Source organism: Devosia sp. A16, assembly GCF_001402915.1.
Taxonomy (GTDB): domain Bacteria; phylum Pseudomonadota; class Alphaproteobacteria; order Rhizobiales; family Devosiaceae; genus Devosia_A.
In genome coordinates, this window is record NZ_CP012945.1 from 1,323,427 (window position 1) to 1,345,208 (window position 21,782).

Genomic DNA, 21,782 nt, shown 5'->3' on the forward strand with positions numbered 1-21,782 from the left:
GCCGCAAGGTGTCACATCGACGACACACATGAGGCGACGGCGTTAACATATGTTAGTGAGCCACATCTGGTCAGAATTGCACCACGCATGCGACAGCACTGAGCCAGTGTTCCGCGTTGCTACGAAAAATGACGATAGTATCTGCAAAGTCAAACCCCGCCGCGGTTTGCACCGGGCGGGGCTTGATTTGATGACCGTTCGGCCCGGAGGCCGAGACCGGAAATCAGAAGCGGAAGTTGATACCGGCGGTGACCGCGTGCGAGGTCAGGCTGTAGTCGGTCGGAACGTTCAGGTCGTAGGTCTTGGTTCCGAAATCCGAGTAGCGGTACTGCAGGTCCAGCGACACGTTATCGGCCACTGCGAACTCGACACCGGCGCCGAGGGTCCAGCCGATATGGGTCTGGGTGTCATCGATCGGGGTCGCGTTGTCGGTGAGCGTGTTGTTGGCGAAGGCGAGACCGCCGGTGATGTACGGGAGGAATGCACCGCCATCGAAGCCGAGACGGCCGCGGATGCTGCCCTGCCAGTCGGTCTTCGAGGTGAGGTCACCACCAACGAAGTCGCCGCCCAGATCCGACCAGGCGATGTCGGCCACGAGACCGGCAACGATAGCTTCCGAGACGGTGAAGTTCACGCCAGCGGCAACACCGACCTGCCAACCGGTGGGATCGTACTCGGTGCCGGGAGCATCGTAGTAGCCATCCTCGTCGGTCAGCGTGCCCCAGCCATAGCCGGCGAAGGCGCCAAGGAACAGACCGTCCCAGTTGCCGCCCGAGGTCGAAACCACGCCGACCGCCGGAGCGGGCTCGGAGATGATGAGGTCAGCGGCGAACGCCGAGGACATCACGGAGACGCCAGCCACGCCGGCCAGCAGAGCGATTGCAAAACGATTCATTTAGTCGACTCCTAGAGAGAGGGCCTTCACGTAGCCCGTGTCGCAGGCAAAAGCGACCTCACGTGCTAACAAACTGTTCACGCGAGCCCCCTCCGGAAGAGAGTCGTGCCATTCGCGCCACACCTGTTTTCGGGGTGGCGATTTCAAGGCACAATCAAGGAATTTTGACGGAAAAAGCAAACCCCGCCACGGCTCACGCCGGGCGGGGTGGAAAGCTTCGTACGACTGGATCGGCTCAGAAGCGCCAGTTCAGGCCGACGGAAACCGTGTGCGCAGTAAGAGTGACGTCAGAGTCTGGAACAACCTCGTATGTCTGCGTTCCGTAGTCGCTATAGCGGTACAGGAGGTCGATGGATACGTTATCGGCCACAGCAAACTCAACGCCCGCACCGACCGTCCAGCCGATATGCGTATTGCTGTCGGAATCGCCATCAAAGTCGATGGTGGCATTGGCCACGGCCAGACCAGCCGTCAGGTAAGGAAGGAACGCGCCACCGTCGAAACCGAGCTTACCACGTAGCGACCCGGTCCAGTCGATGTCGACGCTGGTGAAATAGTCCGCGTCGTAGCCGCTGATATCGCTCCACGCGATATCGCCGACGATACCGGCAACAATCCCGGTGCCGACAGTGAAGTTGGCACCAGCGGCAACCCCGAGCATCCACCCAGAGAGGTCCAGGGCGTCGCCATCGAAGATGGCATCGGTCGTCGACTGTTCGGCCGAACCCCAACCGTAACCGGCGAAAACACCGATATACGGGCCGTCCCAGTTGCCGCTGACGTCGACAACGCCGACCGGCGCCGGTTCGTTGATGATCAGATCCGCGGCGTAGGCCGAGGACATCAGACCAGCGCCAACCACGGTGGTCAGCAGTGCAATGGTGATGCGCTTCATGATTACCCTCCACAAGGTGTGCGTCACCCTGACAGGAAATGCGGCAGAAATCGAGCCTTCCAATGACAACGATCAGCACTCTTGCGGCGGGTGTTGCCGTCCCGCATCTGTCGAAGGGGCGCCAGCCCGACATATCACGTGCATTGACAAGTACTTGGCGACGGTCAGACTCGGCCAGCGATCAGGGATGCCCCTTCAGCCCCCCGAAAGACTCTGCGGCGAAGTGGGGACAATTTTTGGGAAAGCGGGAGCGTGCGGGGACCGCCAACCCGCAACACCGGCGACGATCACAGCGCTTCGACAGCTCTGCCCCCCTTGCGACGCCCGTCGCCGAGCCGAGCCGAGCCGAGCCAGAAAAGCAAAACCCCCGGCGGCCGTTCGGCGCCAGGGGCTTTGTCTGGATGGTGGGTGTGACAGGGATTGAACCTGTGACCCCCGCCGTGTGAAGGCGATGCTCTCCCGCTGAGCTACACACCCATCCGTTGGGCGGCAAGCCTGCTGCCACCAAACTGCGGGGCCGATTTCATCGGCCGTTCAAGGACTTCGGGAGTCCTCGAGCGAAGCGATGGTGGGTGTAACAGGGATTGAACCTGTGACCCCTACCATGTCAAGGTAGTGCTCTCCCGCTGAGCTATACACCCATCACTTCATCGCAACTTCGGGCGGCGCCCGTCGTTGCGAGCGCGGTAGACCATAAAACCCGCTTGCGGGTCAAGGGTCAATTCCAGGCTGGGAAAACTGCCGGTCGAACACCCCGTCGCACCCGGCCCACGGGCCTTGCGGCCAAGAGCTCCGCCGCCCCGGGATCACGCCGCCAGCAGGCGTTCGACCTCGTGCACCAGATCCTTGAGGTGGAACGGCTTGGACAGCACCGAGGCATCCTTGGGAGCCTCCGAGTCGGGGTTCAGCGCCACGGCGGCGAACCCGGTGATGAACATCACCTTGAGATCGGGGTCGAGCTCGGTGGCGCGACGCGCGAGTTCGATCCCATCCATCTCGGGCATCACGATGTCGCTGAGCAACAGCGAGAACGGCTCTTCGCGCAGCCGCTCGTAGGCCGATTTGCCGTTGTCGAACGAGACCACCTCGTAACCGGCGGTCTTGAGGGCGCGGGTGAGGAACTGGCGCATGTCGTTATCGTCTTCGGCGAGCAGGATGCGCTTCATCATGTCCTCTTGGCGGCCCTTCGACGGCTGTTTGCCGCGGCACTTTAATGCGTGATGTTTAATGCAAGTTTTCTCTATCGAGAACCCATGCGAGGGCAAGTGTGAACATGACCCCGTCGGACTTATGGACATTCCTCCTGACGCGCGGCAAACTGCGGGGGTGAGACAGCGCTTCGGCGCTGAAGGGAGACCCGGTGCAGTCCGACTATTGGGACAGGCCAGCATTCGAAACCATCCGGCCTCGCCGGGTGATGGCACCTCTGGTGTTCAATTCGGCGCATTCCGGCCGCGATTACCCCGAACGCTTTCTTCAAATGACCCGGCTCGACCACCTGTCGATCCGCCAGTCCGAAGATGCTTTCGTCGACGAGCTGTTCCAGCGTGCCCCGCATCTGGGGGCGCCGCTGATCCGCGCGCATTTTCCCCGGGCCTATCTCGACGTGAACCGTGAGCCGTGGGAGCTCGATCCCACCATGTTCGTCGAGCCGCTGTCGGAGCGCTTCAACACCACCAGCCCGCGCGTCGCCGCCGGGCTCGGCACGCTGGCGCGCGTGGTGGCCGAGAACAAGCCGATCTACAAGGAGCGGCTGACGCTCGACGACGCGCGCATGCGCATCGAGGGCATCTACCAGCCCTATCACGCCACCATGCAGCGACTGCTGACCGAGGCCTATGGCAGCTTCGGCGTGGCTGTGCTGATCGATTGCCATTCTATGCCGCGACTGTCCCGCACGGGCGATCGACTCGGCCCCGACGTGGTGCTGGGCGACCGCTATGGCACCACCTGCGCCCCGATTCTCGCCGATCTCGCCGAAATGGTATTCGCCGGCGCCGGATTGCGCGTCGCCCGCAACCGGCCCTACGCCGGCGGCTTCTGCACCCGCACCTATGGCCGCCCCCAGCATGGTGTGCACGCCCTGCAGATCGAGCTCAGCCGCCATCTCTACATGAACGAAGTGACGCTGGAGAAGAATGCCGGTTTCGGCGCCATGCGCCAACTGGTGGACCGGCTGGTCGCGACGCTGGTCGGGCTCGATTTCGCCATGCTGGCGCCGCCCGCCCCGATCTCGGAGAAATACGCGGCGGAGTGACGCCGGCGCTGGTCACCGAACGTTCGGGCCTACGGGCTAAGCGATTAGAGTTCCCAGAAAAATCGGGCCGCCGGAGCGGCCCAGTCAAGGGAGGAAACGATGACGGCCAGCGTGCGTTGCCTAAGTCGAAGCAAGAGGCTCGAAAGCCGCCCATCCATCATGCAGTTACTGGCGTGAACTGATTTGCCGCCATTCACAAGATGGCTGAAAGTCTTCAACAGATAAACTCGTGCCGTTGTTGCAAAAATGAATCACGATCGTCACAGAGTATTCGCGCGACGCGGCTCGCGGCGGCCGCTAGCCCGCTGTCAAATCTCACGAATTCGGGGCCGGGAAGGCTGACATGAACGATACATCTCTTGGCGTCGACGATCTGGGCGGGCTCACCGCCGACCTGGTGCGCCGCACCCTGCTTGATGCCGCCGAGATCGCGGCGAGCATCACCTTGCCTCGCTTCCGCCAGGGCATCGCGGTGGACAACAAGTGGTCGGTGGGGTTCGATCCGGTCACCGAAGCCGACCGCGAAGCCGAACGCGTTATCCGCGAGCTGATCGGAACGCGCTTTCCCGACCATGCCATCGTTGGGGAAGAATGGGACGACAAGCCGGGCTCGACGCCGTTTTCCTGGATCATCGACCCTATCGACGGCACTCGCGCCTTCATCACCGGAGTGCCGGTCTGGGGCACATTGGTCGGGCTCACCTATGAGGGACGCGCTGTCGCCGGGCTCATGGCGCAGCCGTTTACCGGCGAGATCTATCTGAGCCTCCCCGGGGAGGCCGGCTATTATCGCGGCGACCAACACCTGCCGCTGAGGACCAGCCCGGTGACCGAGCTGGCCAGAGCCAAGCTGACCACCACCTCGCCCGACCTGTTCGTGCGCCAGGGGCGAGACCTGTCACGCTTGTGGAACGCGATCAGTAGCGCAGTGCTCACCACCCGCTATGGCCTCGATTGCTACGGCTACGCCCTGATGGCGGCCGGCCATATCGATCTGGTGGTCGAGGCGGGATTGAAGAATGTCGATATCTGCCCGCTGATCCCGCTGATCGAGAATGCCGGCGGCGTCATCACCACCTGGGACGGCGGCCCGGCCGAACAGGGCGGCAACTGCGTCGCCGCCGCGACGCCCGAACTGCACGCCGCGGCGCTGGCGGTGCTCAAGGGGTAGTGCACTGCCCCATCGGCCGACGCCTTCTCCCCTTGTGGGAGAAGGCCCGACCGAGAGTCCGTTCAGGCGCTCTGTTCCGTAATAAACGCATCGAACGCCGCGAACACCTGCGCGCGGATGGCGTCGTTCTCGACGAACATCTCGTGCCGCGCGCCGGGGATCACCACATGGCGGCCGGTGCGCATCCTCAACCCGAGCGTTTCGATGGCGGCGGTCGAAACGATCTCGTCGCGCGCCGCCGCCAGCATCAGCACCGGGATGCGCACGGCGCCGGGAAACTCATCGGTCGCGGCGCCGGCCATGGCGGCGAACGCCGATGCGGCCCAGCGGAAGGTCGGGGCCCCGAGTTCGAGTTCCGGCCGCGCCTTCAGCACTTCCACCGAACGGTTGAAGCGCGCGAGATCCGAGGTCAGCGGGTTGCCGGCAAAACGCTGTTCGGTCTGCGCCTTGTCGCCGCGCCGCCCGATAGGCAACCGCGCCAGGCCCAGATTGGACAGCGTGCCGCAAAGCCTCGCCATGCCGGCCATGCTGAACGGCTGGCGGTCGAGTCCGACCATCGGGGCAGACACGAAGATGCGCTCGAACATCATGCGGTCGCGGATGCCGGCATAGAGCGAGGCGAGCCCGCCCATCGAATGGCCCACCAGATAGTAGGGCGCCGGACAGTCGGGCAGCAGGATCGAGCCGTGGAAGGCCTTGAGATCCTCCCAGTAGTCGTCGAAGCGCCGCACGTAGCCCAGCCGTCGGTTGCCGATCAGCCGCTGGCTGCCGCCCTGCCCGCGCCAGTCGAAGGTGGCGACGGCAAAGCCGCGCGACTGGAAATCGGCGATGGTCTCGAAATACTTCTCGATGAACTCGGTACGTCCCTGCACCAGGCAGACGGTCCCCTTGGCCGCCCCCTGCCCCTTAGGAAAGGTGGCGTAGCGCAGCTGCACCTTATCGGGCGTGGTGAAATAGCCGACCCGCGCGCCCTCCGGCACCGGATTGGACGGCACCACGGCAAGGGTTGGCCCATTGGGGTCGACGATGGCGTTCATGCGCAGCTCCGGACGATCGCCTCGTGCATACTGGATTCCCGCTGCCACGGGAATGATGGCTCGCCACGGCACCGGGAAACCGAAAAGCCAGCGCCTCGCTAGAGACACTGGCTTTCCTGTGATGGCCGCCTTGCGGGGGGCGGGTGAAGGCGGCTCATTCGGTGTGCCCTGCAGCAGACAGTAAGCACAGTCCCGCTTATAGGGCCGGCTGTCTGAACCGCCTTTGATCGCCACATTCATCTTCGGTTCATCGACCTGAACGGGGGACTTGAACCCCGGCCGATGCTTCCTAAATCAATGCTGTCCGCCGGGAACCCCCGGGGACCGGGAACCCGGGAATGCGGAGCTTGCCCAATTGGGGAGCGCGCATGGGACACCCGAGAAAGCCACGTTGCTCAAAGGAGAATGTGATCATGGCTAGCTACGATTTTTCCCCCTTCTATCGTTCGACCGTCGGTTTCGACCGGGTCTTCAACCGTCTCGACGCCCTGGTGGGCCAGGAGGCGAAATCCTATCCTCCGTACAATATCGAGAAGACCGGTGAGAACACCTACCGTATTTCGATTGCGGTAGCCGGGTTCGCCGAAGGCGACATTGCCATCGAGAGCAAGGAGAACAACCTCGTCGTCAAGGGCGCCAAGGCCCAGGAGAGCGAGGACAAGGCCCGCGAGTTCCTGCACCGCGGCATCGCCGAGCGCGCCTTCGAGCTGCGCTTCCAGCTCGCCGACTATGTCGAAGTCGCCGGCGCCAACCTCGAGAACGGCCTGCTCCATATCGAGCTGAAGCGCGAAATTCCGGAGAGCAAGAAGGCTCGCCAGATTCCGATCAGCGCCACGACCAAGACCATCGAGGATCAGACGGTCAACTAATCCGGTCATGAACGACCTGGCGATGAACCAGGCGGTCTGATCGTCAGGTGAACGGAAATGAGGGCGTGGTCCGAGAGGACCGCGCCCTTGTCGTTTGCACACTGCCGACGCTCGACGGCAACGAGCCTTGCGGCCGGACGGCCGACCTGCTGCTGTAGCGCCGCCAGATTGGGAGCGTCGCCATGCATCGCCTTGCCGCCATCGTTGCCGTGTCCTTGATTGCGGTTTCCCCGGCGCCGGCCGCCGAGACCCGCTGCGGCTGGTACATGAACCCGACGCCTGGCAACCTGTGGCTCATGGACAAGGATGCCACCTGGACCATCAGCTCGCAGGGCGACGCCGACGGCGCTGGGCCCAGGGGCATCGATAAGGCTCCCGACTTCGACGAAGGTCAGTTCGTCGAGACCAACAACCCGGGTAGCGGCTACGGCTATGGCTGCGCCTGCATGAGCGTCACCGTCGACAGGGCGGACGAGCGCATCACCGAGATCTTCTCCGGAGCGATCAAGCCGCTGAGCGTCTGCAAAGCCGACAAGTCGCTACCCAGCCCGGACTGATGGTGCGTGGTCTATCCAGGAACTGCAGCAAGCGCGGAACCTCCGCAGTGCCCACGCCGTTTCACCGTGTCCTCAAACGCGTCATAGGTTCCCCAGATGAAATCCCCCGAGATCGGCCTCAAGTCCAACACCAAGGCCGAAATGATCGACCTGTTGAATGCCCGCCTCGCCGACGCCATCGATCTGGCACTGATCACCAAGCAGGCGCACTGGAACCTCAAGGGTCCGACCTTCATCGCCGTGCACGAGTTGCTCGATCAGTTGCGTGACGATGTCGACGAGCATGTCGATATCATTGCCGAGCGCGTGGCCCAGCTCGACGGCATTGCCCTCGGCACGCTGCAGACGGTCGGCAAGGCCAGCAAGCTCGCCCCATACCCGACCGACATCCGCAAGGTCACCGATCACCTCGGGGCCCTGGTCGAGCGCTATGCCGCCCTCAGTAAATCGACACGCGAGGGAATCGACGCCGCAGACGAAGCGGGCGACGCCGACACCGCGGATATCTTCACGGCTTTCTCCCGCAGCCTCGACAAGAATCTGTGGTTCCTGAAGAGCCATCTGGAATAGCGGCCTTCCGCGCGGATCTCTCAGCCCTCTCCCCCCATTGCGGGGGAGAAGCCCGACTGATGCTTCGATGCAAGTGGCGGACGTTCGCTCAACTCCGCATCCCCGCCCGCGCCATCCCGTCATGCGGGCCCAGTTCCCGCTTCGGCGCGTCCAGCCAGGCGCGTCCCACTTTCGCGAACTCTGCCATTCGTTCCGGGTTCAGCGGATAGTTGATCCGGTTGCCGTCGCGCGCATGCTCGCCGATAACCAGCAGGTGCACCTCGGCGTCGCTGTTGTTGAGAAACGAGTGGGCAATCCCGGTGCCGGCGGGAAACACCGCCGCGTCGCCCTCGTTAAGCTCGTGGGGGTGCCCGTCGATCCAGACGTCCGGCCGGCCTCGCAGCACCAGTACGAACTCGTCTTCTGCGCTTTCGGCATGCGGGCGCGAGGTGCGCTTGCCTGGAGCGACGATGTCGTAGTTTATGCCGATGCGGGTCAGCCCCAGCGCCGCACCCATTCGGCTGCTCTGGCCGCCATGATTGGTGTGCTTCGGGTTGGCGATCGGCGCGAGCCCCTTGCTGTAATGCGCCAGAAAGCCGGGGCGGCGGGGGCGCACTGCTCCGTCATCGCGGCTGCTGGCCCGGGCCTTGCCGTCATGCGGGCCGAGCGGCCGCTTCGGCGCCTCGAGCCAGGCGCCGTTCCATGCCCCGAACTCGGCCATCCGCTCGGGGTTGAGCGGGTAGTAGAGCTGATTGCCGGGAACCTCGTGCTCGCCGACGATGATCAGGTGCATGTCCTCGTTGCTGTTGTTCAGGAAGCTGTGGGCGATCCCCGTTCCGGCGGGGAACGCCACGGCATCGCCAGCGTCGAGCGGGTGAAGCTTCCCGTCGATCCACACATCCGGCTTGCCCGCGAGCACGAAGACGAATTCTTCTTCGAGTTTTTCGGCGTGCGGAAACGATGTGCGGCTGCCGGGCGGCGCCACTTCGTACTTGATGCCGATATGGCTGAGCCCGTGCCGCCTCCCGACCGGGTGCTCGAATCCGCCCATATCGGCGAAGCCGCCCGGGTCGATCGGCCTCAGGCCGTCGCGGATGTTGACGATGAACGAAGGTCGGGCTGACATCGGAGGCTCGGGTGGAATTTCGCGAGGTGAAACATGCACATCGCGACGGCCCGATGTCGAGGGGCCGCTTCGCCCGCGCCGTACCGACAGGTTCTTGATCGCGGCAATTCCTATAGCCGCGACCCCGGAAAATCGCCCGAAACGCGCCTTTGTCAGGCGGCGCACGGCCCTCAATTCCTACTGTTTTCCTATTCCGTCCCTGCGATCTCCTACGCCCGCTCGATCACAACACGGCAAAAAAGTGTCCTCGGGCGCTTGCTCGCAGTTTGGAATTATGCAAATGTAGCCTGGATAGGACAGCACGTCTGTCCAATTTCGTGAGCGACCGGTCTCCCCGGATGCGTTTCACACGCCGATCCGGCTGGCCCGCTTGTCGATAGCGGAAACGGAGGGGTGGGGCCTTATCGAGCCCGTACGAGCGGCCATTTGGATGCAGAGCCGCTCCCCACTAAAGGATTGCGCACTCGGATTCGAGCCGTACACTGAGGGTACGACTGGGGGCTGAAGGCGCGTCGAAAGGAACTTGAACACTGGGGCACTTGCTCCGGTCTCGAAGACGACTGCAAAACAGAGGACTTTGCAAATGGCTGATGCACGGAACGAAAATCCTTCACTTCCCGTCGCGGTAACCGCCATTCGCAAAAATGACGGTTACCGCCAGGGATACCGTCAGGACCTGCCCACCGGCGTGATGCGCCCGGCGGCGGAGGGCCTCTACGACCCGACGCGGGAAGTCGATGCCTGTGGCGTGGGCTTCATCGTCAACCTGAAGAACCAGCCGAGCCAGAAGATCGTGCAGAACGGTCTGGCCATCCTCGAGAACCTCGAGCACCGCGGTGCGGTGGGCGCCGACCCGCTGATGGGCGACGGCGCCGGCATCATGGTGCAGATCCCGCACAAGTTCTTCGTCAAGGAGAGCGCCCGGCTCGGCTTCCACCTGCCCGAACAGGGCAAGTACGCCGTCGGCTTCATCTTCATGCCGCAGGATGCCGAGCTCCGCGCCAAGATGGAGCGCGTCGTCAACAAGGTGATCGAGGACGAGGGCCAGAGCGTCATCGGCTGGCGCGACGTGCCGTCCGACAACTCCTCGCTGTCGAAGGACCCCGAGATCGTCGCCACCGAGCCCTACCACCGGCAGGTGATCATTGGGCGCGGGGACGGTATTGCCGATGAAGAGGCGTTCGAGCGCAAGCTCTACATCATCCGCAAGGTGATGTCGGCCAAGATCTATTCGGCCTTCGAAGGCAAGCCGAACGACTTCTATATCGTCTCGATGAGCTGCCGCACCCTGGTCTACAAGGGCATGTTCCTCGCTGCCCAGCTCGGCGCCTATTATCAGGACCTGCACGACGCCGACTTCGAGTCGGCGCTGGCCCTGGTGCACCAGCGCTTTTCCACCAACACCTTCCCGTCCTGGCGGCTGGCGCACCCCTATCGGTTCGTCTGCCACAACGGCGAAATCAACACCGTGCGCGGCAACGTCAACTGGATGGCGGCGCGGCAGGCTTCAGTCTCGTCGCCCTTGTTCGGGGGCGACATCAACAAGCTCTGGCCGATCTCCTATCCGGGTCAGTCCGACACCGCCTGCTTCGACAACGCGCTCGAGTTCCTGATCCGCGGCGGCTACTCGCTGCCGCATGCGGCGATGATGCTGATCCCGGAAGCCTGGGCCGGCAACCCGCTGATGGATGAGGATCGCCGCGCCTTCTACGAGTATCATGCCGCGCTGATGGAGCCGTGGGACGGCCCCGCCGCCATGTGCTTCTCGGACGGCGTCCATATCGGCGCGACGCTCGACCGCAACGGCCTGCGTCCGGCCCGCTACCTCGTCACCGAAGACGACGAAGTGGTGATGAGCTCGGAAGCCGGCGTGCTGCCGATCCCGGCTGCCAAGATCAAGAAGAAGTGGCGCCTGCAGCCGGGCAAGATGCTGCTGATCGACCTGAAGCAGGGCCGCATCGTCTCGGACGAGGAGATCAAGGCCGAGCTCGCCAACGCGCACCCCTACAAGCAGTGGCTGGGCCGCACCCAGATCGTGCTCGAGGAACTGCCGCCGGTGCATTTCGAGCCCAAGACCTCGGACGTGCCGCTGCTCGATCGCCAGCAGGCCTTCGGTTACACCCAGGAAGACCTGAAGCTGATCCTGCCGCCGATGGCCGCCACCGGCCAGGAAGCCGTGGGCTCGATGGGCACCGACACGCCGATCTCGGCGCTCTCCAACAAGTCTAAGCTGCTTTATTCCTACTTCAAGCAGAACTTCGCCCAGGTCACCAACCCGCCGATCGACTCGATCCGCGAAGAGCTGGTGATGAGCCTCGTCTCGTTCATCGGGCCGCGGCCGAACGTGCTCGACCTGACGGGCGGCAACAGCCGCCAGCGGCTCGAAGTGCGCCAGCCGATCCTGACCAACGAGGATCTGGAAAAGATCCGCGCCATCGGCGGCATGGAAGACAACCCGTTCCGCAGCAAGACGCTGGATATCACCTATCCGGTGTCGGAAGGCGCCGACGGGATGAAGCGGGCGCTCGACCAGCTGTTCTCGGATGCCGAGATGGCGGTGCACTCGGGCGACAACATCATCATCCTCTCCGATCGCGCCATGAACCGCGACCGGGTGGCGATCCCTGCGCTGCTGGCCACCGCCGGCATCCACCACCATCTGATCCGCAAGGGGCTCAGAACCTCGGTCGGTCTCGTGGTCGAAACCGGCGAAGCGCGCGAAATCCACCATTTCTGCGCTCTCGCCGGCTATGGCGCCGAGGCGATCAACCCCTACCTGGCATTCGAGACGCTCGCGGCGATGAAGGCGGACCTGCCCGGTGAGCTGGACGCCGAAGAGATCATCTACCGCTACATCAAGGCGATCGGTAAGGGCATCCTGAAGGTCACCGCCAAGATGGGCATCTCGACCTATCAGTCCTATTGCGGCGCGCAGATCTTCGACGCCGTGGGCCTGAGCTCGGATTTCGTCAACACCTACTTCACCGGCACCGCCACCACCATCGAAGGCGCCGGTCTCAAGGAGATCGCTGAGGAAACCGTGCTGCGGCACCAGGATGCCTTCGGCAACTCGCCGGTGCTCGAGGACGTGCTCGATGTCGGCGGCGATTACGCCTTCCGGCAGCGCGGTGAGGCGCATGTCTGGCGCTCCGAGACGGTCGCCAACCTGCAGCACGCGGCGCGCGGCAACGCTCGCGACAAGTATCGCGAGTTCTCGCGCCTGGTGAACGAGGTGGAAGACAAGTACGTCACCATCCGCTCGCTGTTCCGCATCAGGAAGGCGGACGAGGAAGGCCGCGCCCCGGTGGCGCTCGACCAGGTCGAGCCGGCAGTCGAGATCGTCAAGCGCTTCTCGACTGGTGCGATGAGCTATGGCTCGATCTCGCTCGAGGCCCACACCACGCTGGCCGTGGCGATGAACCGCATCGGCGGCAAGTCGAACACCGGCGAGGGCGGCGAAGAGCCGGATCGATTCAAGCCGCTGCCGAACGGCGATTCCAAGCGCTCGGCCATCAAGCAGGTGGCCTCGGGCCGCTTCGGCGTCACGACGGAATATCTCGTCAACTCCGACATGATGCAGATCAAGATGGCGCAGGGCGCCAAGCCCGGCGAAGGCGGGCAGCTGCCCGGCGACAAGGTGAACGAGACCATCGCCAAGGTCCGTCACTCGACCCCGGGCGTCGGCCTGATCTCACCGCCGCCGCACCATGACATCTACTCGATCGAGGATCTGGCGCAGTTGATCTTCGATCTGAAGAACGTCAACCCGGATGGCCAGGTCTCGGTGAAGCTCGTCTCCGAAGTCGGCGTCGGCACCGTCGCTGCCGGCGTCGCCAAGGCGCGCGCCGACCATGTCACCATCTCCGGCTACGAGGGCGGCACCGGCGCTTCGCCGCTGACCTCGCTCAAGCATGCCGGCTCGCCCTGGGAAATCGGCCTCGCCGAAACCCAGCAGACCCTGGTCCGCAACCGGCTGCGCAGCCGTATCGCGGTGCAGGTCGATGGCGGCGTGCGCACCGGCCGTGACGTGGTCATCGGCGCCCTGCTCGGCGCCGACGAGTTCGGTCTCGCCACTGCGCCGCTGATCGCGGCCGGCTGCGTGATGATGCGCAAGTGCCACCTCAACACCTGCCCGGTTGGCGTCGCCACCCAGGACCCGGTGCTGCGGGCCCGCTTCACCGGCAAGCCCGAGCACGTCATCAACTACCTCTTCTTCGTCGCCGAGGAAGTGCGCGAGCTGATGGCCGAGATGGGCTATACCCGGTTCGAGGAAATGGTCGGGCAGATGCAGATGCTCGACAAGACCGAAGCCATCACCCACTGGAAGGCCAAGGGCCTCGACTTCTCCAAGCTGTTCCACAAGCCGTTCGCGCCCGAAGGCGTGGGGATCACCCACACCGAAGGCCAGAACCACCCGATCGACAAGGTGCTGGACCGCCGCCTGATCGCCGCGGCGCAGCCCGCGCTCGACCACGGCACCCCGGTCAAGATCACCGAGACGATCACCAGCGTTGACCGCTCGGCGGGCGCCATGCTCGGCGGCGCGGTGGCCAAGCGCTACGGCCATGCCGGCCTTGCCGAGGACACCATCGCCGTGTCGCTCACCGGCACCGCCGGCCAGGCCTTCGGCGCCTGGGCGACGCGCGGCATCTCGATCGACCTGGTCGGCGAGGCCAACGACTATGTGGGCAAGGGCCTCTCCGGCGCGCGCCTCGTGGTTCGGCCGCCGGAGGAACGCGGCTACGTGCCCGAGGATTCGATCATCATCGGCAACACCGCGCTCTACGGCGCCATCACCGGTGAGTGCTACTTCCGCGGCGTCGCGGGCGAGCGCTTCGCCGTCCGCAATTCCGGCGCCATCGCGGTGGTCGAAGGCACCGGCGACCATGGCTGCGAGTATATGACTGGCGGCGTGGTGGTGGTGCTGGGCAAGACCGGCCGCAACTTCGCGGCCGGCATGTCGGGCGGCGTGGCCTATGTCCTCGACGAGGAGGACAGCTTCGAGAGCCGCTGCAACATGTCGATGGTCGAGCTCGAACCGGTGGTCGAGGAGGAGCGTCTCAACGAACGCGACTTCGGCCACCGCAACGACCTCGAGACGATGGGCGTGGTCGAGATCATGCACGACCTGCAGCGGCGCGATGCCGAACGGCTCTACCAGCTGATCCTCAGGCACAAGAGCTTCACCGGCTCGTCGCGCGCCAACCACATCCTCTCGAACTGGGACGAGTACCTGCCCAAGTTCAGGAAGGTCATGCCGATCGAGTACCGCAAGGCGCTCCAGCGGATGGAAAAGGCCCGTGAGGCCGCTCAACAGGTCGCCGCGGAGTAAGAACAATGGGCAAGATCACTGGCTTCCTCGAAATCGATCGCGTCGACCGGGATTACCTGCCGGTCGCCGACCGGCTGAAGAACTACAACGAGTTCACCATCCCGCTGGGTGACAAGGGCACCCGCGACCAGGCAGCGCGCTGCATGGATTGCGGCATTCCCTACTGTCACACCGGCTGTCCGGTGAACAACCAGATCCCCGACTGGAACGATCTGGTTTACAAGGGCGAGTGGCTGAAGGCGCTCAGGAACCTGCACTCCACCAACAACTTCCCCGAGTTCACCGGCCGCATCTGCCCCGCCCCGTGCGAGGCGAGCTGCACGTTGAACATCCCGGACACCCCGGTCAACATCAAGTCGATCGAGTGCGCCATCATCGACAAGGGTTTTGAGGAAGGCTGGGTCACGCCGCAGATCAATCCGAACAAGACGGGCAAGAAGGTTGCCGTCGTCGGTTCGGGCCCCGCCGGCATGGCGGCGGCGCAGCAGCTGGCCCGCGCCGGCCACGATGTGCATCTCTACGAGAAGGCCCAGCAGATCGGCGGCCTGATGCGCTACGGCATCCCGAACTTCAAGCTCGACAAGACGCAGATCGATCGCCGCGTCGAGCAGATGGTGGCCGAAGGCGTGACGCTCCACACCGGGGTCAATGTCGGCAAGGACATCACCCCCGACCAGCTCGCCGCCCAGTACGACGCCATCGCCATGTCGGGCGGCGCCGAGAAGCCGCGCGACCTGCCGATCCCGGGCCGCGAGCTCGATGGCATCCATTTCGCCATGGATTTCCTCGGCCAGCAGAACCGTCGCGTCACCGGCGAGCCGCTTAACAACGTCACCCCGATCCTTGCCGGCGGCAAGCATGTGGTAGTGATCGGCGGCGGCGATACCGGCTCGGACTGTATCGGCACCTCCAACCGCCAGGGCGCCCTGTCGGTCACCCAGATCGAGATCATGCCCATGCCTCCCGAAAAGGAGAACAAGCCGCTGGTCTGGCCGAACTATCCGGTGAAGTTCCGCATCTCCTCGTCGCAGGAAGAGGGCGTCACCCGTGATTTCGCCGTGGCGACCATCCGCTTCGACGGCGAAAACGGCAAGGTCACCGGGCTGCAATGCGCCCGCGCCGACGAGAAGTTCCAGCCGATCCCGGGCACCGAGTTCTTCCTCAAGGCCGACCTGGTGTTGCTCGCCATGGGCTTCCTCGGCCCGGTGCAGGAAGGCTTGGTGCAGGATGCGGGCGTTGCGACCGACAAGCGCTCCAACGTCATGGCCGACACGGTGAAGTATCAGACCAGCCGCGAGAAGTTCTTCGCCTGCGGCGACATGCGCCGCGGCCAGTCGCTGGTGGTCTGGGCCATCCGCGAAGGCCGCCAATGCGCCCGCTCGATCGACGAGTGGCTGATGGGCAAGACCGATCTGCCGCGGTAACAGGCGGTTCCTACAGGACAACAAGGGGGCGCTTCGTGCGCCCCCTTTCGCATTTGTGCGTGGGCACCGGCCCCAGGATTGGGCCGCCCCTCAAACCACGTTGATCTCTACCGGAATATTCCCGCGCGTCGCCTTGGAGTAGGGGCAGGTCTGGTGCGCCGCGGCGACCAGTTGCTCGGCGACCTCGCGCTCGAGGCCCGGCAGGCTGACATTGAGGCGGGCACGCAGCGAATACTGCTCCCCGTCCATCACCAGGTCGACTTCCGCATCCACCGTCCGCTCGGCCGGCAGCTTTACCTTGAGCTTACCGGCGACTGCCCCGATGGCGCCGAGGAAGCAGGCCGACCAGCCGGCCGCGAAAAGCTGCTCGGGATTAGTGCCGTTGCCGAAGCCCGGCGGCGACAGCGCCACGTCGAGGGCCCCGTCGGAGCTGCGTGCGGTGCCGGCGCGGCCGCCGCTGGTATGAGTGCGGGCGGTGTAGAGGGTCTTTTCGATCTGGTTCATCTGATCTTTCCGTTCGGGTTCTGACCGGGGCTTGGCAGGCCGCGCCAATGTCCCCATTTACTTATCGCGATAATCATTACGGCGCGACTTGTCTCACAGGTGGTCCAGCCATACAAGCGAAAAGTTATCGCGATAACGATTTTGCGTACGGAGCAGCCATGACAGCCAGTAGACGCGACGACGACACCTTCCGGCTCGCCGACTTCATGTGCTTTGCCGTGTACTCGGCCAACCTCGCCTACTCGCGGGTCTATAAGCCCGTGCTCGAAGAACTCGGCCTCACCTACCCCCAGTACGTGACTGTCGTCGCGCTGTGGGACGAGGAGCAGCTGACGGTCAAAGGCCTGAGCGACAAGCTGTTCCTCGAGCCGAGCACGGTAACGCCGATGCTGAAGCGGCTCGAGGCAATGGGTTATGTAACGCGCACGCGCTCCGGCGAGGACGAACGCGTGGTGCATGTCCGGCTGACCGAGGCCGGCAGGAAGCTGCGCGACAAGGCGCGCGAACTTGCCAAGGTTACCTACGAGGCGACCGGACTGAACCCGGACGAGTTCCGTATCCTGCAGCGCGGCATCACGAACCTGCGCAGCAACCTGATGGAAGCGGCGGGGGAGGCGTGAGTTCCTCTCCCCTCGAGGGGAGGGGTTGGGGGTGGTGAGGGACGCTCGGTGCCGACTGCACCACTTCCTCCCTCAATCCCTCCCCTCAAGGGGGAAGAAAGCCTGAGGCCGGTGAATTAGACAATAACCAACCTGCTACTTTCCGCCAGCCGCCTCGAGCAGCTTCGCGATCTCCTCATACCTCCGCGCCCTGGCATGCGCGAGCGGCGTTACCCCATCGGCGTCGGCGAGGTTCACATCTGCGCCGCCCTTGATGAGGTCGGCGACGATCTCCTGATAGACCGGCCCGCCGTCGGTGAGGATCACCGCCTCGAGCAGCGCCGTCCAGCCCAGGCCGTTGACGTGGTTGGGGTCGACCCCCGCCGCCAGCAGCAGCCGCACGTTCTCGGGATGCCCCTTCTCGGCCGCCGGAATCAGCGCCGTACCCCCGAAGCGGTTGGTGTCCTTGAGGTTGGCGCCGTTCGTCAGCAGCAGCCGCAGGATTTCGGTCCTGCCCTCGGCTCCGGCGTAGAGGTATGGCGTATCCCTGATATCGTCCTTGGCGTTGACGTCGGCGCCAGCCTCGATCAGCACCCGCGCAGCCTCCAAGGCGTTGGCATGGGTTGCCACCAGCAGGGCGGTGCGACCGCCGCTGTCGCGTACGTCTACCGCCTGTCCCGCTGCCAGCATCCGGGTCAGCGCGGGCGCGTCATTGTCGCGCACCGCAGTGAGGAAAGCCTGGTCGTCGGCCATGGCGCGGGGCGCTCCTGCGATGAGGGCGAGGCCGGCGAGTACGGCGCGGCGTCTCATTTCGGGCTGGGGTTCTCGACCTTGCCGACGCCGAACGCATCGGCGCGTCCGACCGGCGCCTCGATCATCTTCGTCAAATCGAAGCCGACGGTCGCGGCATCTGCCATGTCGGCGGTTACCAGGTCGGCGGCGCGCCGCGGCGTATTGGTGAGCGAGATCACCGCGCCCGCCACCTCCAAGAGCTTCATCTGCCCCAGCCCCTGGTAGGGCGGCCGCATCATCAACTGGGCGTCGGTACCGAGCAGCGGATCGGCGACCTCGATCCCCACCGTGCCTCCGCCGCGATAATAGTTCTTGAGGCTCTGGCTCAGGTAGAAGGCGAGCTTGTCCGCGCCCGCCGCCGAGAAGTGAATGCCGTCATCCTTGCGCATGCGCACCTGCGTGCCGTTGAGGTCGGGGCCGCGCGAGGTGTAGCCGCCCTCCTCGGTGGCAAACTTCTCGTAGATATCGAGGAACTCGGCGCCGCCGCTGAACGCCGCAAGCCGCTGGATCTCGTTGACCTGGATCATCGCCTTGCCGAATTTCGGCGCCTCCATCGGCGGCAACCCCACCCAGATCGTCGGCTTGTTGGCGGCGCGCAGCGCCTTGACCACATTGGTGATCCGCGCCGAGTATTCGGCGGTCCATTCCGGCGTCAGCGAGCCGTAGCTCTGGCCGTTGAGATTCATCTTCTGGCGGTCGTTGATACCGATCAGGATCACCGCGATATCGAAGCTGTTGGCGGCGATCTGCTCGCTGATGGTCTTTGGCCAGTCGAAGAAATCCGGCCTGACGAAGCTGGACGAGCCGACACCCTGGGTGAGGATCGCGATATTGGGATCCTCGGCATAGAACCGCTCGAGCGCCTTGCCCAGATCCGTCGCCATCGAGTCACCGAACACGGCAAGCCGCGTCGCGCCGGCGGCCTTCTCGATCTTGGGCTTTTCCGGCGGCGGCAGCGCTGCCTTCTTGGGCTTCTTGACCACCGGCTTTTCCACCACCGGGGCCTGTTCCTGCTGCTGCTCGTCGTCGCCGAACAGCAGATCCATCAGCGTGCGGCGCTTCTTGCGCGGCGCCTGTTCCTGCTGCGCCACGAGGACGCGTCCGTCATCGAGCTGCTGCACGACCGCCGGCGCAGGGGCCTCCGCTTCGCGCGCCTGCACGAACATCGGCAGCATATCGGTGAGCACCAGCGCCGCCACGACGAGGCCGATCACCCAGAGCACGAACCGGTTGGGTTTCTTCTGCATGGCAGCCATTTAGCTGACGAACGGCGGTGAATTGAAGACCGCTCGCGATAAATCTATCGGGGGAGTTCTCAGCGGAAGTCGCTGCTCCCCGTCGAGGAGAGCCACCGACCATCCACCCCACCGGCTGTCATCCCAGCGAAAGCTGGGACCCAACTATCAGCTGGCGCCGGCGGTGAGATGGCTCCCAGCTTTCGCTGGGATGACACCGAGTTTGACGCTGCGGCGGATGCCTTGCCAGCAACTCCGTTGCACACAGACGCTGTGATGCCTTTGAGCCCAGCAACGAGCGCTACTTCGCAGCCGCTACCAGCTCCTCATAGCTGTGCAGCGTGATGAACCCGTCCGCCACCTCGCCCTTCGACGCCTGGAACTTGGCGTAGGCCGCCTGGCTCACCGGCCCGATGCGCCCGTCGACCTTGCCCTCGTAGAGCCCGAGCTTGATCAATGCTTCCTGGATCGCCCGGCGCTGCTCGAGGTTGGGAAATTTGGTGTCTCGCGGCCAGGGGGTGACGAATTCGCCTTTGCCTTTCAACCGATCCTCGAGATGCGAGATGGCCATCGCGTAACTATCGGAGAAGTTGTAGCCCTTGAGGATCAGGTAGTTGTTGGTCATCAGGAACTTCGGCCCCTTCGCGCCGGTCGGCGCGTAGAGAAACACCGGGATCGAGGGATCGCTGAAGGTCGCACCGCCGACCCGCTGCACGCCGAGTTCGGTGAAGAACGAAATGGGTCGCAACTGGTCGCGCGTCGCCAGCAGGTAGTCGAAGCCATCCGGCACATCGACCTCGTAGCCCCAGTCGAGGCCCGGCTTGTAGCCGAGGCCGATGATATAGGTGGCCGAGGTCGCGAGCGCGTCGGCGAGGGAGTTTTGCAGGTCGATGGCGCCGTCGCCGTCGCCGTCCGTGCCGTATTTGATGACATTGCTCGGGTTGACCTGCAGGTGCCCGATGGCGCCGGCCCAGCTGCCGACCAGTTGGGTGGCGTCGAGCGGTCCGCGCTGCACCAGCAGCAAAGCCGCGATCAGGTCCGCCGTGTCGCCTTCGAGCCGCACTCGCCGCTGATGCACCAGTGTCGCGAGCGATGGGATGATCGGGCGGATATATTGCGGGTCGCTCAGCACGCGGCCGTAGTTGGTCTCGATGCCCCAGATCGAGCTCAACAGGTAGGGATCGACGCCGTATTTCTTGCCGATCGTCTCGAGCAGCGCCTTGTTCTGCTCGATCGCCTCCTTGCCCTTGCCGATGCGCCACTCGGTCACGCGCTTGTCGATATAGTCCCACAGGGGCGTGGTGAACTCGGGCTGCGAGGTCACCAGCTCGGGCACGCTGGCGTCGGGGGTCAGCCCGTACATCGCCTTGGCGTAGGTTTCGTGGGTGACACCGGCCGCCACTGCCGTCGCTTCGAAGTTCTTGATGAAGGACTCGAAGCTCTCGACCGGTTGCGCGAGGGCCGGAGAGACCAGGCCGAGGAGCACGACGACGAAGGCGAGGTGACGTTGCATGGCGAATCGCTACCTGTTTCGTGTGGCTAAATAGCGCTCCCAGTTCAGCGCTGCGTCAACGATCTCGGTAAGGTCCTCGTGCGCCGGCTTCCAGCCCAGCACCTGCCGGACCTTGTCGGCCCTGGCGACGATCGAGGCCGGATCGCCGGCGCGCCGCGGCTCTTCGATCACCTTGAAGTCGACGCCCGACACCTGTTTGACCGTGCGCACCACGTCGCGCACCGAGAAGCCGCGGCCATAGCCGCAGTTCATGGTGATCGATGCCCCGCCCTTGCGCAGGTAGTCGAGCAGCAGCGCATGCGCTTCGACGAGGTCGCTGACATGGATGTAGTCCCGCACCCCGGTGCCGTCGGGGGTCGGGAAATCCGTGCCGAAAATGCCCATGCTCGGCCGTTGCCTCAACGCCGCCTGCGAGGCGACCTTGATCAGGTGCGTCGCGGTCGGCGAGGATTGGCCGCTGCGCCGCTTGGGGTCGGCGCCGGCGACGTTGAAATAGCGCAGCACGCCATAGGTCAGCGGGTGCGCGGCGGCCACGTCGGCCAGCATCAGCTCGGTCATCAGCTTGGAGCGGCCATAGGGCGATTCCGGCATCAGTTGGCTGGTCTCGGCCACCGGCTCGAGCCCGGCATTGCCATAGACGGCTGCGGTCGAGGAGAAGATGAAGTGCTTTACCCCGCCCTTTACTGCCGCCTCGATCAGGTTGCGCGAGGTTGCGGTGTTGTTGGCGTAGTATTTCAGCGGGTCGCTGACCGATTCCGGCACGACGATCGAGCCGGCGAAATGCACGATCTCGGTGATGCGGTACTCGGCGATGAGTCGTCCCACCAGCTCCATATCCCCGGCGTTGCCCTGAACGAATGTCGCCCGGTGATCGATGGCCCAGTCGAAGCCGGTGCTGAGGTTGTCGAGCACCACCACCGTCTGCCCCGCGTCGGCGAGCCGCAGCACCATGTGGCTGCCGATATAGCCGGCACCGCCGGTGACCAGAACCGTCATGGTTGAACCTCAAACCAGAAATTAATGCCGT

18 protein-coding genes and 2 tRNA genes are annotated in these 21,782 nt (G+C 64.4%); 8 read left to right on the forward strand and 12 right to left on the reverse strand.

Going from position 1 to position 21,782, the window contains the following annotated elements:
- Positions 1–223 precede the first annotated feature (223 nt).
- The 5 genes from APS40_RS06390 to cpdR form a co-directional block, all read right to left on the reverse strand.
- Positions 224–895 carry an outer membrane protein gene (locus APS40_RS06390; protein WP_055046257.1) on the reverse strand — a complete coding sequence of 224 codons (672 nt, stop codon included), beginning with the start codon at positions 893–895 and terminating at the stop codon, positions 224–226.
- Positions 896–1,130: 235 nt separating this feature from the next.
- Positions 1,131–1,790 (reverse strand): outer membrane protein, encoded by a 660-nt coding sequence (locus APS40_RS06395; protein ID WP_055046258.1) that lies wholly within the window; start codon positions 1,788–1,790, stop codon positions 1,131–1,133.
- Positions 1,791–2,192: 402 nt separating this feature from the next.
- Positions 2,193–2,267, reverse strand: a tRNA-Val gene (locus tag APS40_RS06400).
- An 89-nt stretch (positions 2,268–2,356) separates the two neighbouring features.
- Positions 2,357–2,431, reverse strand: a tRNA-Val gene (locus APS40_RS06405).
- 165 nt (positions 2,432–2,596) lie between these two features.
- Positions 2,597–2,959: a cell cycle two-component system response regulator CpdR gene (cpdR, locus tag APS40_RS06410; protein ID WP_211199055.1), complete on the reverse strand. Its 363-nt coding sequence runs from the start codon at positions 2,957–2,959 to the stop codon at positions 2,597–2,599.
- 191 nt (positions 2,960–3,150) lie between these two features.
- On the opposite strand from cpdR, the gene APS40_RS06415 reads away from it, so the two are divergent.
- Together APS40_RS06415 and hisN are read left to right on the forward strand one after the other, a co-directional pair.
- Positions 3,151–4,047 carry an N-formylglutamate amidohydrolase gene (locus tag APS40_RS06415; protein WP_236884211.1) on the forward strand — a complete coding sequence of 299 codons (897 nt, stop codon included), beginning with the start codon at positions 3,151–3,153 and terminating at the stop codon, positions 4,045–4,047.
- A 343-nt stretch (positions 4,048–4,390) separates the two neighbouring features.
- A complete protein-coding gene (hisN, locus tag APS40_RS06420) occupies positions 4,391–5,218 on the forward strand; it encodes a histidinol-phosphatase (RefSeq protein ID WP_055046260.1) in 828 nt (275 codons plus the stop codon).
- Positions 5,219–5,280: 62 nt separating this feature from the next.
- On the opposite strand, the gene APS40_RS06425 is transcribed toward hisN, so the two are convergent.
- Positions 5,281–6,255 (reverse strand): alpha/beta hydrolase, encoded by a 975-nt coding sequence (locus APS40_RS06425; RefSeq protein ID WP_055046261.1) that lies wholly within the window; start codon positions 6,253–6,255, stop codon positions 5,281–5,283.
- 413 nt (positions 6,256–6,668) lie between these two features.
- Here APS40_RS06425 and APS40_RS06430 point away from each other — a divergent pair, with 413 nt between their 5' ends.
- The 3 genes from APS40_RS06430 to dps all read left to right on the forward strand — a co-directional run bounded on the left by APS40_RS06430 (position 6,669) and on the right by dps (position 8,251).
- On the forward strand, positions 6,669–7,124 hold the full coding sequence (locus APS40_RS06430) for an Hsp20 family protein (RefSeq protein ID WP_055046262.1): 456 nt from the start codon (positions 6,669–6,671) through the stop codon (positions 7,122–7,124).
- A 182-nt stretch (positions 7,125–7,306) separates the two neighbouring features.
- Entirely contained in the window at positions 7,307–7,681 is a 375-nt protein-coding gene (locus APS40_RS06435) for a DUF4087 domain-containing protein (protein WP_055046263.1), read from the forward strand.
- Between the two features lie 96 nt (positions 7,682–7,777).
- Entirely contained in the window at positions 7,778–8,251 is a 474-nt protein-coding gene (gene dps, locus APS40_RS06440; protein WP_055046264.1) for a DNA starvation/stationary phase protection protein Dps, read from the forward strand.
- Positions 8,252–8,339: 88 nt separating this feature from the next.
- On the opposite strand, the gene APS40_RS25580 is transcribed toward dps, so the two are convergent.
- Complete coding sequence (locus APS40_RS25580) at positions 8,340–9,521, reverse strand: cupin domain-containing protein (protein WP_442855865.1); 1,182 nt, start codon at positions 9,519–9,521, stop codon at positions 8,340–8,342.
- Between the two features lie 418 nt (positions 9,522–9,939).
- Between APS40_RS25580 and gltB the strand changes: the two genes are divergently transcribed.
- Both gltB and APS40_RS06460 read left to right on the forward strand, forming a co-directional pair.
- Entirely contained in the window at positions 9,940–14,688 is a 4,749-nt protein-coding gene (gene gltB / locus APS40_RS06455; RefSeq protein WP_082434227.1) for a glutamate synthase large subunit, read from the forward strand.
- 5 nt (positions 14,689–14,693) lie between these two features.
- Positions 14,694–16,112: a glutamate synthase subunit beta gene (locus APS40_RS06460; protein WP_055046265.1), complete on the forward strand. Its 1,419-nt coding sequence runs from the start codon at positions 14,694–14,696 to the stop codon at positions 16,110–16,112.
- A 90-nt stretch (positions 16,113–16,202) separates the two neighbouring features.
- On the opposite strand, the gene APS40_RS06465 is transcribed toward APS40_RS06460, so the two are convergent.
- Entirely contained in the window at positions 16,203–16,616 is a 414-nt protein-coding gene (locus tag APS40_RS06465; RefSeq protein ID WP_055046266.1) for an organic hydroperoxide resistance protein, read from the reverse strand.
- A gap of 158 nt (positions 16,617–16,774) precedes the next feature.
- On the opposite strand from APS40_RS06465, the gene APS40_RS06470 reads away from it, so the two are divergent.
- Complete coding sequence (locus APS40_RS06470; RefSeq protein ID WP_055046267.1) at positions 16,775–17,236, forward strand: MarR family winged helix-turn-helix transcriptional regulator; 462 nt, start codon at positions 16,775–16,777, stop codon at positions 17,234–17,236.
- 135 nt (positions 17,237–17,371) lie between these two features.
- On the opposite strand, the gene APS40_RS06475 is transcribed toward APS40_RS06470, so the two are convergent.
- From APS40_RS06475 to galE, 4 genes are all read right to left on the reverse strand, one after another.
- Complete coding sequence (locus APS40_RS06475; protein WP_055046268.1) at positions 17,372–18,025, reverse strand: ankyrin repeat domain-containing protein; 654 nt, start codon at positions 18,023–18,025, stop codon at positions 17,372–17,374.
- Complete coding sequence (locus APS40_RS06480) at positions 18,022–19,254, reverse strand: SGNH/GDSL hydrolase family protein (protein ID WP_197279449.1); 1,233 nt, start codon at positions 19,252–19,254, stop codon at positions 18,022–18,024. Before APS40_RS06480 ends, APS40_RS06475 begins: the two co-directional genes overlap by 4 nt.
- Before the next feature lie 289 nt (positions 19,255–19,543).
- Complete coding sequence (locus tag APS40_RS06485) at positions 19,544–20,755, reverse strand: lytic murein transglycosylase (RefSeq protein ID WP_055046270.1); 1,212 nt, start codon at positions 20,753–20,755, stop codon at positions 19,544–19,546.
- Between the two features lie 9 nt (positions 20,756–20,764).
- Positions 20,765–21,751, reverse strand: a complete 987-nt coding sequence (gene galE / locus APS40_RS06490; protein ID WP_055046271.1) for a UDP-glucose 4-epimerase GalE — start codon at positions 21,749–21,751, stop codon at positions 20,765–20,767.
- Positions 21,752–21,782 lie beyond the last annotated feature (31 nt).

Bases quoted from the DNA above. Each gene is read 5' to 3' on its own strand.
- APS40_RS06480 (WP_197279449.1), bottom strand. From the start codon at position 19,254: ATGCAGAAGAAACCCAACCGGTTCGTGCTCTGGGTGATCGGCCTCGTC.
- APS40_RS06485 (WP_055046270.1), bottom strand. From the start codon at position 20,755: ATGCAACGTCACCTCGCCTTCGTCGTCGTGCTCCTCGGCCTGGTCTCT.
- gltB (WP_082434227.1), top strand. From the start codon at position 9,940: ATGGCTGATGCACGGAACGAAAATCCTTCACTTCCCGTCGCGGTAACC.
- APS40_RS06460 (WP_055046265.1), top strand. From the start codon at position 14,694: ATGGGCAAGATCACTGGCTTCCTCGAAATCGATCGCGTCGACCGGGAT.
- APS40_RS06435 (WP_055046263.1), top strand. From the start codon at position 7,307: ATGCATCGCCTTGCCGCCATCGTTGCCGTGTCCTTGATTGCGGTTTCC.
- APS40_RS06390 (WP_055046257.1), bottom strand. From the start codon at position 895: ATGAATCGTTTTGCAATCGCTCTGCTGGCCGGCGTGGCTGGCGTCTCC.
- APS40_RS06475 (WP_055046268.1), bottom strand. From the start codon at position 18,025: ATGAGACGCCGCGCCGTACTCGCCGGCCTCGCCCTCATCGCAGGAGCG.
- galE (WP_055046271.1), bottom strand. From the start codon at position 21,751: ATGACGGTTCTGGTCACCGGCGGTGCCGGCTATATCGGCAGCCACATG.
- APS40_RS06425 (WP_055046261.1), bottom strand. From the start codon at position 6,255: ATGAACGCCATCGTCGACCCCAATGGGCCAACCCTTGCCGTGGTGCCG.
- APS40_RS06465 (WP_055046266.1), bottom strand. From the start codon at position 16,616: ATGAACCAGATCGAAAAGACCCTCTACACCGCCCGCACTCATACCAGC.
- cpdR (WP_211199055.1), bottom strand. From the start codon at position 2,959: ATGATGAAGCGCATCCTGCTCGCCGAAGACGATAACGACATGCGCCAG.
- APS40_RS06430 (WP_055046262.1), top strand. From the start codon at position 6,669: ATGGCTAGCTACGATTTTTCCCCCTTCTATCGTTCGACCGTCGGTTTC.
- APS40_RS06470 (WP_055046267.1), top strand. From the start codon at position 16,775: ATGACAGCCAGTAGACGCGACGACGACACCTTCCGGCTCGCCGACTTC.
- APS40_RS06395 (WP_055046258.1), bottom strand. From the start codon at position 1,790: ATGAAGCGCATCACCATTGCACTGCTGACCACCGTGGTTGGCGCTGGT.
- dps (WP_055046264.1), top strand. From the start codon at position 7,778: ATGAAATCCCCCGAGATCGGCCTCAAGTCCAACACCAAGGCCGAAATG.
- hisN (WP_055046260.1), top strand. From the start codon at position 4,391: ATGAACGATACATCTCTTGGCGTCGACGATCTGGGCGGGCTCACCGCC.